The 15,912-nt window shown below is 63.2% G+C and carries 13 protein-coding genes and 1 riboswitch; of the genes, 5 read left to right on the top strand and 8 right to left on the bottom strand.

Annotated elements, in window-relative coordinates; all coding sequences use genetic code 11:
• Positions 1 to 184: 184 nt before the first annotated feature.
• Positions 185 to 460 (top strand): hypothetical protein, encoded by a 276-nt coding sequence (locus G522_RS0103715; RefSeq protein WP_026789883.1) that lies wholly within the window; start codon positions 185 to 187, stop codon positions 458 to 460.
• Between the two features lie 306 nt (positions 461 to 766).
• Positions 767 to 1,057 (top strand): hypothetical protein, encoded by a 291-nt coding sequence (locus G522_RS0103710; protein WP_156886811.1) that lies wholly within the window; start codon positions 767 to 769, stop codon positions 1,055 to 1,057.
• Positions 1,058 to 1,082: 25 nt separating this feature from the next.
• Here G522_RS0103710 and G522_RS25455 read toward each other — a convergent pair whose 3' ends face one another.
• Complete coding sequence (locus G522_RS25455) at positions 1,083 to 3,488, bottom strand: MGH1-like glycoside hydrolase domain-containing protein (protein WP_051228263.1); 2,406 nt, start codon at positions 3,486 to 3,488, stop codon at positions 1,083 to 1,085.
• Between the two features lie 91 nt (positions 3,489 to 3,579).
• Positions 3,580 to 4,611, bottom strand: a complete 1,032-nt coding sequence (locus tag G522_RS0103700) for a LacI family DNA-binding transcriptional regulator (RefSeq protein ID WP_026789881.1) — start codon at positions 4,609 to 4,611, stop codon at positions 3,580 to 3,582.
• A 268-nt stretch (positions 4,612 to 4,879) separates the two neighbouring features.
• Here G522_RS0103700 and yicI point away from each other — a divergent pair, with 268 nt between their 5' ends.
• Positions 4,880 to 7,198 (top strand): alpha-xylosidase, encoded by a 2,319-nt coding sequence (yicI, locus tag G522_RS0103695; protein ID WP_026789880.1) that lies wholly within the window; start codon positions 4,880 to 4,882, stop codon positions 7,196 to 7,198.
• 99 nt (positions 7,199 to 7,297) lie between these two features.
• On the opposite strand, the gene G522_RS0103690 is transcribed toward yicI, so the two are convergent.
• The 5 genes from G522_RS0103690 to G522_RS0103670 form a co-directional block, all read right to left on the bottom strand.
• Entirely contained in the window at positions 7,298 to 8,365 is a 1,068-nt protein-coding gene (locus tag G522_RS0103690) for an ABC transporter ATP-binding protein (RefSeq protein WP_026789879.1), read from the bottom strand.
• A complete protein-coding gene (locus G522_RS0103685; RefSeq protein ID WP_026789878.1) occupies positions 8,362 to 9,189 on the bottom strand; it encodes a carbohydrate ABC transporter permease in 828 nt (275 codons plus the stop codon). The genes G522_RS0103690 and G522_RS0103685 overlap by 4 nt, the downstream gene beginning before the upstream one ends.
• Positions 9,186 to 10,088 (bottom strand): carbohydrate ABC transporter permease, encoded by a 903-nt coding sequence (locus G522_RS0103680; protein ID WP_026789877.1) that lies wholly within the window; start codon positions 10,086 to 10,088, stop codon positions 9,186 to 9,188. Before G522_RS0103680 ends, G522_RS0103685 begins: the two co-directional genes overlap by 4 nt.
• A gap of 121 nt (positions 10,089 to 10,209) precedes the next feature.
• Positions 10,210 to 11,439, bottom strand: a complete 1,230-nt coding sequence (locus tag G522_RS0103675; protein WP_026789876.1) for an ABC transporter substrate-binding protein — start codon at positions 11,437 to 11,439, stop codon at positions 10,210 to 10,212.
• Positions 11,440 to 11,793: 354 nt separating this feature from the next.
• Positions 11,794 to 12,471 (bottom strand): energy-coupling factor ABC transporter permease, encoded by a 678-nt coding sequence (locus G522_RS0103670; RefSeq protein ID WP_026789875.1) that lies wholly within the window; start codon positions 12,469 to 12,471, stop codon positions 11,794 to 11,796.
• Positions 12,472 to 12,503: 32 nt separating this feature from the next.
• Positions 12,504 to 12,705, bottom strand: a riboswitch (cobalamin riboswitch).
• A 285-nt stretch (positions 12,706 to 12,990) separates the two neighbouring features.
• Here G522_RS0103670 and G522_RS0103665 point away from each other — a divergent pair.
• Positions 12,991 to 14,286, top strand: coding sequence for a solute carrier family 23 protein (locus G522_RS0103665; protein WP_026789874.1), 1,296 nt, complete (start codon positions 12,991 to 12,993; stop codon positions 14,284 to 14,286).
• On the opposite strand, the gene G522_RS25450 is transcribed toward G522_RS0103665, so the two are convergent.
• Positions 14,287 to 14,733, bottom strand: coding sequence for a winged helix-turn-helix transcriptional regulator (locus G522_RS25450; RefSeq protein WP_084632699.1), 447 nt, complete (start codon positions 14,731 to 14,733; stop codon positions 14,287 to 14,289). It abuts the gene before it with no gap.
• A gap of 100 nt (positions 14,734 to 14,833) precedes the next feature.
• On the opposite strand from G522_RS25450, the gene G522_RS0103655 reads away from it, so the two are divergent.
• A complete protein-coding gene (locus tag G522_RS0103655; protein ID WP_026789873.1) occupies positions 14,834 to 15,847 on the top strand; it encodes a zinc-binding alcohol dehydrogenase family protein in 1,014 nt (337 codons plus the stop codon).
• Positions 15,848 to 15,912 lie beyond the last annotated feature (65 nt).

The raw sequence follows: 15,912 nt of genomic DNA, 5'->3' as shown, positions 1-15,912 counted from the left end.
CCGGTCGGCCTCCGGCCCTTGGCTTTCGCGCTCCGCGCGAGCGCCGCTTGGCGCTGGAAGCCGCTTCGCGGCTTCGGACGATGTCCAGTTTGGGGCGGTCCGCACTTGACAGCAGGCCCCCTCTGGCTCTTGATGCGCGCCAACGAACGCGCTGCCGAGACGGCTGCATCCAGGATCAAATTACATGCTGGTCAAGACCGACGATTTGCCCCACGAGGTCCGCTACACCAAGACTGACGCCGTCATTTCGGCGGTTGGAGCAACGCTGCTCATCGTCTCGGAGATGCTCGGCGCCATCGTCGCCTTTGCCTGGGCGATCGGCAGCATGCTCGGCCTCGGCGAGACATCGATCCTGATCTTCGTTGGTGTGATGGCAATCCCTGGCCTGGCGCTGTCGGCGACGCTCACCCGTCGCATCCTGCGCGTGGAACACTCCCTGCGTGACAGCGGCAGCTTCTGATATCAGCGAGCCATCAATTTCGATTGGGGCGTGGCGATTGCCGCGCCCTTTTTCATTTGTCTATGTCGGTTTGCCCGGGCCTGCTCCGGTCAAGCCGAGGATCGATCCATAGGCTGGATAACGATCACTTTGGGAGTGGGAAGTTCCGCCTAGGTCGGCAACCTTTCGGTTACCGAAGGCGGCGCTTTGGTCGAATCGGCCAAATGTCCACGTTGTCATAACGCAAAGTCGTGATATTGGCAGGGATGTAAGGTGGCTTTGCGAAAGGGAAGATCGATGAAATTTCCGAGGGAACTCATCGCTCGAGTGGACGCGAGCCTCGTCAGGATTCAAAAAACCCAAGCTCCTGTCGATGGCCTCGATGAGATAGCCACCGTGGCGCTTGGCTTGGCCAAAGGCGATCGAGACGTGGCGCGGGGACTGATCCTCAACGACTTCGAGGATTGGCTTTCGCGGACGGGGCGTCTGAACACCAGCTACAGCTTTTCCAGCTATCCGCAGTTCCGGAAGGGTGGGCGCCGGACGAGCCTGTTCGAAGCCCTTGCCTGGACCTATCTGCTGCCCAGACACAGCCTGTCCATCCCTCAATATGCGTGAGTCCTAAGGCGCGCCACGGTGCGGGTCATCCGACACAGATGAGATCCAGGGCGCGGATATCGGCCTGGTTACGCGGACCGCTCATGCCACCAGGGCTGATGTAGGTTGCATTGGATGCCAGATAACTCATGTTGAAGAAGTCATCGACCTCGACGTGGTAACGCCCCGCCGGGAGGCGTAGCGGTAGCGCTGTCGAGCGGCGGAGCGGATTGACCGGCGTCATATGCGGCATCTGGACGACGCCGGAGGCGACCAGCAGCCCCTCGGCGTCGAGTACTTTTACCCGCTTCACCGCATTGGTCACGCCGGTTTGGATGTGGAAGCTGTGGTTCCGGTAAAGGAATGCCAGCCGATAGTCGCCGGCCTCTTGCACCACAACATCGGTGAAAACCAACCGATCGTCCTGCCGCGTTACGTCGGCGTCATTGATGCCGATGGTCAGCACGGCATCCGCTTCGATCGCCGCCTCCAGCGAGGGATGCGAAGCGTTGCCACTTTCGGCAAAGCGGGCGACGACGCGATAGGCGCGCCGTATGCCGGGACGAAGCGGGAGCGGATCGCGCCACTCCGTGGCGGGGATGTCAGTCGCGGCCGCTTCCCCATCGCGCAAAACAGTGAAGAGAAGAGCGTCGCCCCGGCCGGAGCGTGGCAATTGCCCCTCGAAATTGAGCCGTACCTGCCTGTCCTCGATGACGAGATCAGTGATCACCGGTTCGCGCGGCGAGAAGATACGCGGATCATCATGTGTGACGGCGTCGACGACGGGGACCACCGAAAGGCCTGCGTTGTCGGCAATCAGATCACCGAAGACGACCTCGACAAGGTTGTAGTCGAGAAGCTGTGCATCAGCGATGAGGCCAGTTACCGGCGCTCCATTGAGACGTACCTCGCGCAGAGCATAATGCCCCTGCCCGGCAGCACGGGCCGGCAGATGCAGGGCGATGGCGATCCGTTGGCCATGATGAGAGAGGTGGCGGAGCTCCGCCCGGTCAATGCCAAGCCGATCACGCACATGGGCGGTGAGGAAGGGCGCAATGCGGAAGCCGCCTGCCTCCGGTCGATAGCCGAAGATGGCCGTGGTCACCATGCTAAGATAGCCGCCCACCGACCAGAGCTGGCGCGCTGATGAAATACGCGGACCGTCATCGAACCAGGTACGGCCGGTCAGCCACTCCTGGTTCTCGACGTTGTCGAGATTGAGCGCAGCGGCACGGACCAGCGCATCGAAGGCGTGGTCAAAGGCGGCCACTGCTTCGACCTCGACCGCAGCCAGCAATTCATAGGCAGTCACAAACGGCCAGATGGCCCGGTTGTGGTAGCAGACAATGTCCGGCTGGGCCGGATAGTAGACCGGTACGCCGAAAGGCACATGCGGATAGGTTGAGAGAATTCGTCGTGCCCGGTCGCGACCGGCGACGCCCGTCAGGATTGCCAGCGAAAGACCCAGCATATCGAATTTCTCGATCGGCTGGGCGGGACTGTCGGGCGTGGTGATCGATGCGTAGAGCCCTTTTGTCTCCACCCAGAAACCGCGATCTATCGCCGTCCGGAGATCGGTGGCCCAAGCGGCATAGCGATCAGCGATCGCTCTATCGCCACGTTCGGCTGCAAGGCGAGAGGCGAGGCTGAGTGCCTTGAAGTGGCAGACGTTGGTGGAGAGTGCCTTGGACGTGGCGATGGCGGTGAGATCATCCGTGGCCCAGGGGGCATAGGTCTGGTCGCGCCAATCGAGGAAGGACTGCTCACCGCGATAGAGACCGTCGGCGGGATCGAAGGCAGCCAGACGATCGGCCTCGATGGTTCCTGAGAGAGCGCGGAAGGCAGCATCAGCAAAGGCGGCACGGGCCTCTCCGCGCAGGGTGTTGAGCAGGGCCTCGGCCCCGAAAGCCCAGGAGACGCGATCGGTGCTGACCGGCCAGCTGCCACCCGACCCAGTATCCTGAACGATCTGCAGGCTGCCGGCCGGCTGCCCCTCGGGCAGCGCAATGCCGTCGCGAAACGGACTTACCTTGTAGAGAAGTGTGGTTGCCGCCCGCTCGGGATCGAGCGTGGCAAGGCCGAGATGAGTGGCGTAGGACACATCGCGCGTCCAGACATAGGTCCACTTTTCGCCGGTTTGGAAGCAGTCGCAGGGAATGGGTTCGCCATGGCGATAGGCGCCGTCGCGGATCGAAGAGACGGCATTGAGCCGGGCGTCGTCGATTGCCTGGGCAAAGAGCGCATCGAACAGCGGTGAGCCCGTCATGATACGCGGGTCGGTGGGCCGTTCCTCGACCCGCCTGGACTGCGACGGGTTGTCGCGTCGAGCGGCCGTGGTGGTGAGCTCGAAAACCCGATTGCCATCGGACGCGCCAACCCTGACCTCGACCGTCTCGTCGCGGCCGTTCGGTTCGGTCGGATAGGGCGGGAAGGACAGGCTTTCCTCGCGCATGGTCGTCTCCGGAAAAAGGCGAATCGGCTGCCGACGCTCTTTGCCAAGATTTACGCTTATCCATGGTCATCCGGAATGGCACCTGCCAGCGTCAGCCGACGTGAAAGCCATCACTGTCGCGCCCCACCAGCTCCCAGGGCCAGATCTCCTGGATCAAGGCGTTGCCATAGCTTTCGGCAAAGCGCGGCATCGAGGCGAGCAAAGCCTGGGCAAGGCGACGGCCGAGGCCATAAAGGTCGAGCCGGAAGCAGGTGAGCGGTGGCGCCATGAACTGGGCGATGGCTGTGTCGGCCGAGCAACTGAGGATCGCCACGTCGCGACCGGGTTGGCGGCCGGTTTCGGAGAGGTAGGAATAGGCGCCGACCACAGCCCGGTAGTGAGGAAAGATCACCGCCGTCGGCGGTTCGGCCATGGCGAGGAAATCGGTCATCGCCTTGTAGCCGCCCTCTTCATGGGTGTCGGTCTTGATCATCAGGGCTTCGTCCAGGGGCATGCCATGCTCGGCGAGTTCGCGCCGGAAAGCATCCTGCAGCATGCTGTCCAGCCGGTAGCCGGGATCACCGGTGACCAGGGCGACGCGGCGATGGCCGAAGCCGGCGAGACGGTCGATGGCGGCGCGCATGGCGAAATCGAAGTCGAGGTCCATCCAGGGATGGGTGCCACCCGACCAGGACCGGCCCATGGTGGCGAAGGGAAAATTGCGACCGGCGAGATAGTCGAGGCGCGGATCGTTGTCGCGCGTTTCGGCAAGTATCAGTGCATCGGCCTGCCGGCGCTCGACGATGCGTTTGACGCGGTCGAGCATGTCGAGGTCCGGCTTGTTCAGATGAATGACGAGATCAAGCCCGTGCTCGGCGAACTGATCCTGAATGCCGCGCGACAGCTCCATGAAGAACATGGTGTCGGTCTTGGAGGTGAGGTCGGTGGAAAGGAGCAGCGCCACGACGTTGAGCGTGCCCTGGCGAAGGCTGCGCCCGGCCTGGTCCGGCGCGTAGCCGAGTTCCGCAGCGGCCTCCAGCACGCGCTTGCGCGTCTCGGCATTGACCTCGGGATGGCCGTTGAGCGCGCGCGATACGGTGCCGATGGAAATGTTGAGATGGCGCGCCAGCTCCTTGATGCCCAATGCCCCGTCCTCCCCGTTCTCAGCAAAAATCCGGCGAGCGATCAATAGACGGAACGCCCGGTTTCGTCGAGGAAATCCACCTGTTGACGGCCTGCGGCGGAGACATTCCTCCGATACAAAAGCCCTTTGACAGGAGACGCCTTCGCCGTTATCGTCGTAAACGTTTACGGAATAGAGGAAGGCCGTGGAATCGCAAGCCCCACGAAGGTCTTGGCGATGAACGGCAGGTGCATGCTCGCTTTGGCTAGAGCATTCCGGGAGGACGACGATGAAGTTCAGCGACGGCAACTGGATGCTGCCGGCAGGGATGAGTATCCTCAATCCGCACCACGTCCATACGGTGCGGACGGACGCTCGGAAGGCGGAGATTCTGGCGCTCGCCGTGCGTGGTCGTGGCCGTGCCGACCAGATCAATGCGCCAACCCTGACGCTGACCCTCAGCGCACCGATGGAAGGCGTCATCGGTGTGCGTATCGAGCATCACAAGGGGACTGCGAAGCGCGGCCCGGCTTTCGAGCTGTTTCCCGACGAGTCCTTCCAGCCGACCATCGTCGACAACGAGAGCACGCTGTCCTTCACCTCCGGCGGGCTGACGCTGACTATCTCCAAGGATGGCGATTGGCGAACCGAGGTGACACGCGGCGGCAAGCGGCTCACCGGCACCGGCTTCCGGGAGACCGGTCATGCCAGCGTCGAGGGCGAACCACCGCATGTGTTCGAGCGGCTCGACCTGGAGGTCGGCACGCTGGTCTATGGCCTTGGCGAGCGCTTCTCCTCCTTCGTCAAGAACGGCCAGAGCATCGACATCTGGAACCAGGACGGCGGTACCTCCACCACGCAGGCCTACAAGAACATCCCCTTTTTCCTGACCAATCGCGGCTGGGGCGTGCTGGTCAACGATCCCGGTCGCGTCGGTTTCGAGGTGGCCTCGGAAAAGGTGTCGAAGGTGCAGTTCGCCGTCGAGGGCGAGGCACTCGAATATTACCTGATCGACGGACCGACGCCCAAGGCGGTGCTGGAGCGCTACACGCGCCTCACCGGCAGGCCGTCGCTGCCGCCCGCCTGGTCGTTCGGCCTGTGGCTGACGACGTCGTTCACCACCGACTATGACGAGGAAACCGTCAATTCCTTCGTCGACGGCATGTTCCAGCGCGACATTCCGCTGCACGTCTTCCACTTCGACTGCTTCTGGATGCGCGGCGTCCACTGGTGCGACTTCGAGTGGGACCCGCAAGTGTTTCCCGACCCCCAGGGCATGCTGAACCGCCTCAGGGAAAAGGGGCTGAAGATCTGTCTCTGGATCAATCCCTACATCGCGCAGGCCTCGAAGCTGTTCGATGAGGCGGCCGACAAGGGCTATCTCCTGAAGCGGGCGGACGGCAGCGTCTGGCAGTGGGATCTCTGGCAGGCCGGTCAGGGCATCGTCGACTTCACCAATCCGGAAGCCGTCGCCTGGTATGCCGGGCATCTGAAGCGCCTCGCCGCTATGGGCGTCGATGCCTTCAAGACCGACTTTGGCGAGCGCATCCCGACCGACGTCGTCTGGCACGACGGTTCGGACCCGGTGAAGATGCACAACTACTACCCGTTCCTCTACAACAAGGTGGTGCACGACGCGCTGATCGAGGCCTGCGGCGAGAGCGTTCTGTTTGCCCGCTCGGCCACCGTCGGCGGCCAGCGTTTCCCGGTGCACTGGGGCGGCGACTGCTATTCCGACTATCCGGCCATGGCCGAGACGCTGCGCGGCGGCCTGTCGCTCGGGCTTTCAGGCTTCGGCTTCTGGAGCCATGACATCGGCGGTTTCGAGAATACCGCCGAGGCCGACGTCTACAAGCGCTGGTGCGCTTTCGGGCTGCTGTCCAGCCACAGCCGCCTGCATGGCTCGAAATCCTACCGGGTGCCGTGGCTGTTCGACCAGGAAGCCGAGGCGGTGCTGCGTGATTTCGCCCGGCTCAAGTGCTCGCTGATGCCCTACCTCTATGGCGCTGCCGTCGAGGCGGCGGTTACCGGCGTTCCGATGCTGCGGGCCATGCTGCTCGAGTTCCCCGACGATCCGGCCACTGAGACGCTCGACCGCCAGTTCATGCTGGGGTCATCGCTGCTCGTTGCGCCGGTGTTCGACAAGGACGGTGAAGTGGCGGTCTATCTGCCAGCCGGTCGCTGGACACAGCTGCTCACCGGCGAGGTGGTGGAGGGGCCGGCCTGGCGGCGCGAGACGCATGGCGTCATGAGCCTGCCGCTCTATGTGCGGCCGGGCAGCCTGATCGCCTTCGGCAGCAACAACCAACGGCCCGACTACGACTATACCGACGGCGTCACCTTCGCTCTCTATGAGCTTGCCGACGGCGCCAGCGCCACGGCACCGGTACCGGACTATCGCACCGGCGCGCCGGCCCTGTCGCTCACGGTGCGTCGCGATGGTGGCGTTCTCACCGTAACGCCCAACCGCGATCTTCCCTACGCCCTTCGCCTCATCGGCATCGGGCACGTTGCCACCGTTGATGGCAGCGACACCTTCGACCAGCGTTCCGGCAGCGTCACCCTCCGCGCCGCCGGCCCGCTTCGGATCACCCTCCCACCAGCCTGACGGCTGCGCCCTCTCCACGGCGACGATCCGAAGCAGAAACCCCGGAAGCTCGGCTTCCGGGGTTTTTCTCTGGGGTCGCGACGTGGATGAGATTGTTTTTCAGAGGCGCTGTTCCGTCTCCGCGTCGAAAACGTGCACGCTTGCATCGGAAAACGCTAGGCCGGCACGGTCGCCAGTGGCGACCAGCCGGCGCCCCGTTTCCACCACCATCAACTCCGGTGTCGTCGCCGTGGTGACGAAGGTGGTCGAGCCGGTCGACTCGGCGAAGGAAACGACGGCGTCAAAACGGCCCTCTCCCGAGGCGGTCAACGTCAGGTGCTCGGGCCGGATACCGATCAGCACCTTGGCGCCAACCGGCGCGGCAACTGGGATTGTCAGAGAGAATGGTCCATTGCCGAGGTCAACCGTGACGGAGCCGCCTTCAACGACGGTCGCCGGCAGGAAGTTCATGGCCGGCGAACCGATGAAGCCGGCGACGAATTTGTTCGCCGGCTTATCATAGAGATCGAGCGGTCGCCCCTGCTGCTCGATGACCCCTGCCCTGAGCACCACGACGTGGTCGGCCATGGTCATCGCTTCGATCTGGTCGTGCGTCACATAGACCGAGGTGGCACCAAGCCGGTCGTGAAGGGCGCGGATTTCCTTGCGCATGTGGACGCGCAGAGCGGCGTCGAGGTTGCTGAGCGGCTCGTCGAACAGGAAGGCCTTGGGGTTGCGGATGATGGCCCGGCTCATGGCGACGCGCTGACGCTGGCCACCCGAGAGCTCACGCGGATAGCGGTGGAGCAGGCCGGTGAGGCCGGTGGTGACGGCCACCTCGGCGGCCGCCTTCTTCCGCTCGGCCTTGGAAACGCCATGCACCCTCAGCGAATAGGTGAGGTTTTCCTCCACCGTCATATGCGGATAGAGGGCATAGGACTGGAAGACCATGGCGACGTCGCGCCTGCGCGGCGGCAGGGTGGTCACCACCTCGCCGGCAATGGAGATGTCGCCGCCGGTGATCTTCTCGAGGCCGGCCAGCGAGCGCAGCAGCGTCGACTTGCCGCAGCCGGATGGGCCAACCAGAGCAACGAAGCTGCCCTTGTCGATGGAGAGGTTGATATCCTTCAGGGCGTGGTAGGCACCGTAGTGTTTGTTGACGCCGGAAAATTCGATCTGCTTGGTCATTTCAGGGCTCCGGAGGTCAGGCCAGAGACGATGCGCCGCTGCAGCAGCACGAAGGTCGCCAGAATGGGGGTCACGTAGATCGAGGCAAAGGCCATGATCCGGTTCCATTCGTTGGTATTCGGGCCCATGAATGCGTTGAGGCCGACCGAGCTGGGTTGCAGCTCGATTTCCTGGATCAGCGACTTCGAATAGACGAACTCGCCGAAGGCCTGCATGAAGATCAGGATAGCGGCTACCAGGATGCCGTTGCGGGCGAGCGGCAGCACGATTGACCAGAAGGCGCCGGCGCGTGAGTTGCCATCAACCAGCGCCGCCTCCTCGAGCTCCATCGGCACGCTCATGAAGGTGGCGCGCACCAGCACGATGAAGAAGGGCATGCTCTTGGCCGCGATGGCCAGGATCACCGCCGTGCGCGGGAAGTCGAGAATGCCGGTCAGTGTGAACAGCACGAAGATCGGCGTGATCATCAGCGAGGCCGGCAGCACCTGCAGCATCAAAACCAGAAACAAGCCGACATCGATCCAGACATTGCGATAACGGGCCAGCACATAGGAGGCGCCGGTGCCGAGGACGGCGATCAGCGCCACCGAGCCGGAGGCGATCACCGTCGAGTTCCACAGGAACTGGTTCATGCCCTTCAGCTGGAAGACGAAGGGGAAGATCGACCACTGGGGTTCGTCCGGCCAGAAGGAGGGCGGTGTTCTGAACATCTCCGAGCCGGTCTTCAGGGCGGTGATGTACATCCAGTAAAGTGGGAAGAGGTAGACGGCGGCGAGCAGCAACGCGAAGACGAGCAGCAGCCGGTTCTTGGTGGTCTCGCTCATCCTCTCACCTCATGACGGGTCGACCGGACGTAGTAGACGGAGGCCAGCATGACCACGACGATCATGATCACCGAAATGGCGGCGCCCTTGGCGAAGTCGTACTGCTTGAAGGAGAGATCCCAGGCCCAGTATTGCGCGACGTTGGAGGAGTTGTTCGGCCCACCCGAGGTGATGGCGGCGAACAGGTCGAACTGTTGCAGCGTGAAGATCAGGCCGAGCGAGATCAGCGCGCCGATGCTCGAGCGCATCATCGGTAGGGTAATCGTCCAGAAGCGGGTGAGTGCGCCCGCGCCATCGAGTTCGGCCGCCTCGTAGAGATCGTCAGGGATCGACGACAGACCGACCGACAGCATGATCATGTTGAAGGACGTACCGAGCCAGATATTGGCGATGATCACGCTCCAAAGGGCGAATGCCGGATCGGAACGCCAGAAGACGTTACCGGAGATGATGTGCAGCTGGTGCAGCACGAAGTTGAAGACGCCGAAGTCGCCCGACAGCAGCCAGTTCCAGACGGCGCCAACCACCAGACCCGGCATGACCCAGGACACCAGGAACAGGCCGCGCAGCCAGGAGGCGCCGGGGAAATTGAGCCAGAAAAGCAGGGCGAGTGCGAAGCCGAACAGGAACTGGCCGGCAATCGAGGCGGCGAGAAAGGTCGCCGTATGGCCCATGATCGGCCAGAATTCCGGCTGGGAGATCAGCTGGCGATAGTTGTCAAAGCCGACCCAGGGGCGAATGAAGCTGCCGAGGCTGAACATGTCCACAGCCTGGAAGCTCATCACCACGTTGTAGACGAGCGGCACACCCGACAGCACGATGAGAAAGACAAGTGGGATGCCGATCAGGCAGAGGTCGAATCCTCGGCCATCGACGAGGCTGGAATAGAGGCGTCGCATCGGTCCTCCCCGCATCCGTGCCGGCGGTCGGCCACCGGTACGGAGCATCACCCTTGCCGGGCGGTGCGGTCAACAGAACGGTTGGCGCTCCCGCCGAAGCGAGAGCGCTTTTTCGAAGGGATCAGCCGAGAATGCCCTTGATGGTGGCGGCAGCCTGATCGAGTGCGTCCTTGGGCGTCGCCTGGCCGGTCAGCGCTGCCTGGATGGCATCCTGGATGGCCTTGGAAATCTTCATCCACTCGGGGTGCGGACCGCGCGGCTGGGCGTATTTCAGCTGTTCCATGAACACCTTGACAGCCGCGTCCTTCTTGGCGTCGCCGGTGGCCGGTATCTCGACGTTGGCGCGGGCAGCGAGCTGGCCCCAGACGGGGAAGACGCGCGGGTCCTGCGACACGAAATACTCAAGTGCCTTGAAAGCTTCGTCGGGATGCTTGGAGCTCTTGAAGATAGCCCAGTTGAAGTCGCCCATGGCCGACGAGCGCGGCGCGCCGACTTCCGGAACTGGCATCAGCGTCACACGCCAGTCGAACTTGGCTTCCTGCGACATGCGATTGAGCTCCCACGGTCCGGAGATGACCATGGCGGCGTTGCCGGAGTTGAAGGTGCCGGTGGAATCCCACTGGCCACGGGTCAGCGTGTCGGGGGAGGCGAGCTTGTCGTCGAGCAGCGTCTTCCAGATGGTCAGCGCGCGGACGGCCCCATCGGTGTTGATCTTGTCGTAGCCGCCGCCGGTCATCTGCGCCCAGGGCAGGAACTGGAAGGTACCTTCTTCCGAAGCCTTGGCCGAGAAGGCGATGCCATAGACGTTCTTGGCCGGGTCATTGAGCTTGCGGGCAGCATCGACCATCTCGTCCCAGGTCTGCGGCGGCTTGTCGGGATCGAGGCCCTTCGCCTTGAACATGTCGGCATTGTAGTAGAGGGCGATGGTGTTGGTGGCCTTCGGCACGCCATAGAGCTTACCGTCCCAGGTGACGGAAGCAAGCGGGCCGGGGAAATAGTCCTCCTTGTGAATGACAGCCGACTTGGCGATGCGGTCCGTCAGGTCAAGGAAGACGCCATGCGAGGCGAAGAGAGCGTGCTCGGGATTGTCGATGGCGATGATGTCGGGCGCCTGACCGGTCGAGTAGGCGCGCATCGCTTCCGATGTTACGTCGTCGAAATGGATCTGACGGTAGACGACCTTGATGTCGGGGTTCTTCTCGCCGAATTCCTTGGCGAGGTTGAGGCCCGGTTGCCGTTCATCATCCTGGCACCAGATGGTAATGGTGACGGGATCGGCAGCATGTGCCGCCATGCCGAGCGTCGCGGCGCCGGCATAGAGCACCGCTCCGAGGATTGCCGATGTCTTCATGCTCCCTACTCCTCCAGTTGGCCGACCGGTTCCGGCTCGATGGCGACCGGTGGGATCGGAAGCGATGGACGGCGGTCCGGCAGATTGCCCGGCCTCGAAGGGTATGACCCAGCGTTCGCCATCCCGGCCTGCCGGCAGGGCAATGACGTTCGAAGGTCTCCATTCGGACAGGATTTCCTCCCTGCCTGTTCGCTCCCGTAAACGTTTACGACGTTATGCGGAAAGGCTCGCAACTGTCAAGACCGCCTGAGGTCGAGCGGCGGCGGTGGCAACGACACCCCCGCTTGATCGCCAAATGCAAACCGCGCCGCTTCGGTCTCAGAAGCGACGCGGCAAGAGCAGCGTTATGCGATATCAGGCGGCTTCGTAGAGACGCCGCTCAACCAGGAAGCTTCCGCGCAGACCGTGGAGCAGCTTGGCGCCGGCAAGCACCGCCAGATCGACCAGCGGCTCGACGAGGATCACCAGCATATAGGCGCCACCGAACGAGCTGATGGCGGCGAAATTGCCGACCGTGAAGCCCTGACCATAGAAAGCCCAGAAGCCGACCCAGGCGACGATACCAGCCTGATAGGCGGTGGAGAGAGCCAGCGCCTGACCATATTTCAACTCAACATAAGGCGTGGCCGGCGCAATCACGCGGCGAGCGAGCGCGGTCAGCCCGAAGAGGGGCAGGAGCAGCGTCGTGACGTTCATGCCATATTGCGGCAGGTCGAAGGGAGCGAAGAACAGCCCCTGGATCAACAGGCCCAACGCGAGGCCGATGGCGGCCGGTGCCGCGCCGAACAACAGGAACAGCGTCGAGCCAAGGATGAGGTGCACCTCGGAGACGCCGACCGGATAGTGCGGCAGGATCTCGAAAAACGAGAAGACGAGCGCCGTGGTGGCAGCACTCCGGAGGCCAAGCGATAGGACACCGCTTTGGCGCGCCGTCTGCCAGGCGAGCTTCAGGCCATAACCGGCCGCGCCCGTCGCTGTCAGATAGCTGAGCCACAGCTTACCATCGGCCACCAGGCCGGGTTCGATATGCATGTTCATCTCCTTTTCCGTCTCACCCGACGGAATCCGATTGCCTGCGCAAGGCCGGTCTCCTGGCTCGTGGATCGCTGCCTGTCGCCCGCCTTCCCGGGAAATCCCAGTGGCGTTTTGGACGGAGGCTCACCACGCACAGTCGCGGGGGCGGCCGGGTTGCGGATCGTAATCCTTCCCGTTCCCGTTTCATCCCGGCAGCCGCATGCTGCCGGAACACCTTGCACGCCTTCACGTGCCGGCAAGCTAGCATCCCTGTCAAGACGATTCGGCTACGCCATCACCGTGGTCACGACGGTCTCGGAATGCATTTTTCTGTGGATTACCAATGGGTTGAATTCTGACCATATGGTCAAAATGTTCGATTTCATGTTCAAAAACAGCGTCTCATGCACCGAGCCATCGGCAGGACCGTAAAAGGCTGCTCTTTCGCCAGCTTAGGTCTTGGGGATAGTGACCATCTCGCCTTTCCCAAACGGTCGCCCACGGGGGGACGGACCAGGGACAACAGACGAGACAATCATGACGACAAGCCCAACCGAAGGCTGGTTTCCGCGCTGGAAGCTGACCACCGCCGATCGCGTCGCGCCCGAAGAGCGCCTGCCCTGGCCGCAGACCCTGATCGCCGGCTTCCAGCACGTGGTCGCCATGTTCGGCTCGACGGTGCTGGCGCCGATCATCATGGGCTTCGATCCCAACGTCGCCGTGCTGTTCTCTGGCATCGGCACACTGATCTTCTTCCTGATCGTCGGTGGGCGTGTGCCATCCTACCTCGGCTCGAGCTTCGCGTTCATCGCCGTGGTAATGGCCGCCTCCGGCTATGCGGGAACCGGGGCCAACGTCAATATTTCGGTAGCGCTGGGTGGCATCATCGCCGCCGGCGCCGTCTACGCGCTGATCGGTCTCATCGTCATCAAGATCGGCTACGGCTGGGTCGAGAAGCTGATGCCGCCGGTCGTCACCGGCGCCATCGTCGCCGCCATCGGCCTCAACTTGGCGCCGATTGCCGTGAAGGGCATTTCGGCGACCGGCTTCGACCGGACCGTCGGCCTCATCACCATCGTCGCCGTCGGTGCCGCAGCCGTCTACGCGCCGGGCATGCTGCGCCGCATTCCGGTGCTGATCGGCGGTCTCGTCGGCTATCTCGTCTACTGGCTGGGCGCTGCCTCGTTCGGTGATGCGCCGATCGACTTCTCCAAGCTCGATGCCGCGCCCTGGTTCGGCCTGCCGACCTTTACCGCCCCGACCTTCTCGACCAGCGCCATGGCGTTGATCGCGCCGGTGGCGATCATTCTGGTTGCCGAAAACCTGGGGCATATCAAGGCGATCGGCGCCATGACCGGTCGCAGCCTGGACGCCTATGTCGGCCGGGCCTTCCTCGGTGACGGCATCGCCACCATGCTGTCGGGCGCCTTTGGCGGCACCGGTGTCACCACCTATGCCGAGAACATGGGCGTGATGGCGGTCACCAGGATCTACTCGACGCTGATCTTCGTGGTGGCGGCGGTGATTGCCATCCTGCTCGGCTTCTCGCCGAAGTTCGGTGCGCTGATCGGCACCATCCCCGGCCCGGTGATCGGCGGCCTTTCCATCGTCATCTTCGGTCTAATCACCGCGACAGCCGGCCGGATCTGGGTGGAGAACAAGGTCGACTTCTCTGAGACCAAGAACCTGATCACCACGGCGGCTGCGGTGATTGCCGGTGCCGGCGACCTCACGCTCAACATCGGCGGCTTCACGCTGGGTGGCATCGGCACGGCAACCTTCGGCGCCATCCTTCTTTACGCGCTGCTCGATCGCGGCCCGAAGCGGGCCTGATCACTCGATCGGAACAGGATCGAACTTCGCCCACTGGTGCCCGCTGGCCGTCTGGCCGGCCGGCGCCAGTGGGTTTTGCTTTTCGCGCGGGTCGATGCCCTTCGGCTTGCCGAAGCGGCTGATATTGGCGTCGCCCCAAGCCTTCAATGCCATCAGCACCGGCTCCATCGAGCGGCCGAGCGGCGACAGCGAGTATTCCACCTTCGGCGGCACCTGCGGATAAACGGTGCGGACAAGAAGGCCATCCTCTTCGAGCTCACGGAGCTGGTTGGTCAGCATGCGCGGCGTGACCGAGGCGAGGATGCGGCTCAACTCGCCAAAGCGCAACGTGCGGTCCAGAAGGTGAAACAGGATCACCGATTTCCACTTCCCGTCGATGAGGCCGATGGCCGCCTCGACCGAGCAACCGGGCGTGCAGTCGAAGCGGGAATGCCGGACCTTGGCCATGACACTATCCTTTTTTACAGTACCTGTGCTCGTTGTGCGTATTGGCTAGATGCGATCATAGGCGCAACTATGGCCTATATCCATAGGAAAGGAAGTTTCCATGAAAGCCATTGCCTATCGCCAGGCTGGTCCCATTGACCGTCCGGATTCTCTCATCGACGTCGATTTGCCAACGCCAGTTGCCGCCGGCCGCAACCTGCTGGTCGAGGTTGCCGCCATCTCCGTCAATCCTGTCGACACCAAGGTGCGCGCCAGCTCCAACCCGCCATCCGGCGACCTGAAGGTGCTGGGCTGGGATGCCGTCGGCCGTGTCGTCTCCACCGGTGCCGATGTGACCGGGTTTCAGCCCAGTGACGAGGTCTGGTATGCTGGATCCATCGCCCGCGCCGGCGCCAACAGCCAGTTCCACCTCGTTGACGAGCGCCTTGTCGGCCGCAAGCCTGTGACGCTGACCAATGCCGAGGCAGCGGCTCTGCCGCTCACCGCCATCACCGCCTGGGAAATGCTGTTCGACCGTCTCGACGTGCGGCGGAACGTGCCGGGCGCCGCCAACGCCATTCTCATCATCGGCGGGGCTGGCGGCGTCGGCTCGATCGCCATCCAGCTCGCCCGAGCCCTCACCGATCTCACCGTCATTGCTACGGCGTCACGACCGGAAACGGCGGCCTGGGCGCGCGAGCTTGGCGCCCATCACGTCGTCAACCACGCGCGCCCGCTGGCCGAAGAGGTGGCGGCCCTCAAGATCGGCGTCCCCGCCTTCGTCTTCTCGACCACCCAGACGCACCAGCACCTCGGCGAGATCGCCAAGCTGATCGCGCCCCAGGGACGGTTCGGCCTGATCGACGATCCCGAGAGCCTCGACATCACCGGCTTCAAGCGCAAGGCAGTGTCGGTGCACTGGGAGTTGATGTTCACCCGTTCCCTGTTCGAGACACCGGATATGGAAGAGCAGGGCAAGCTCCTCAACGAAGTCGCCCATCTTCTCGATGCCGGCAAGCTGCGCACGACTGTCACCGAGGTGCTGCGGCCTATCAATGCCGACAATTTACGGCGAGCCCATTCAATCATCGAGAGCGGCAAGGCGCGCGGCAAGATCGTGCTGGAAGGTTTCTAAGGAACTCAGGAAAACTGAAGCATCCCCAAAGAAAATACGACTCGCAGTGGCGGCCTTGAGCCATT

The sequence above is a fragment of the Pleomorphomonas oryzae DSM 16300 genome, assembly GCF_000422965.1.
Classification (GTDB): domain Bacteria; phylum Pseudomonadota; class Alphaproteobacteria; order Rhizobiales; family Pleomorphomonadaceae; genus Pleomorphomonas; species Pleomorphomonas oryzae.
The sequence above is the reverse complement of the archived record's forward strand: the minus strand, read 5'-3'. Positions and strand labels throughout refer to the sequence as shown.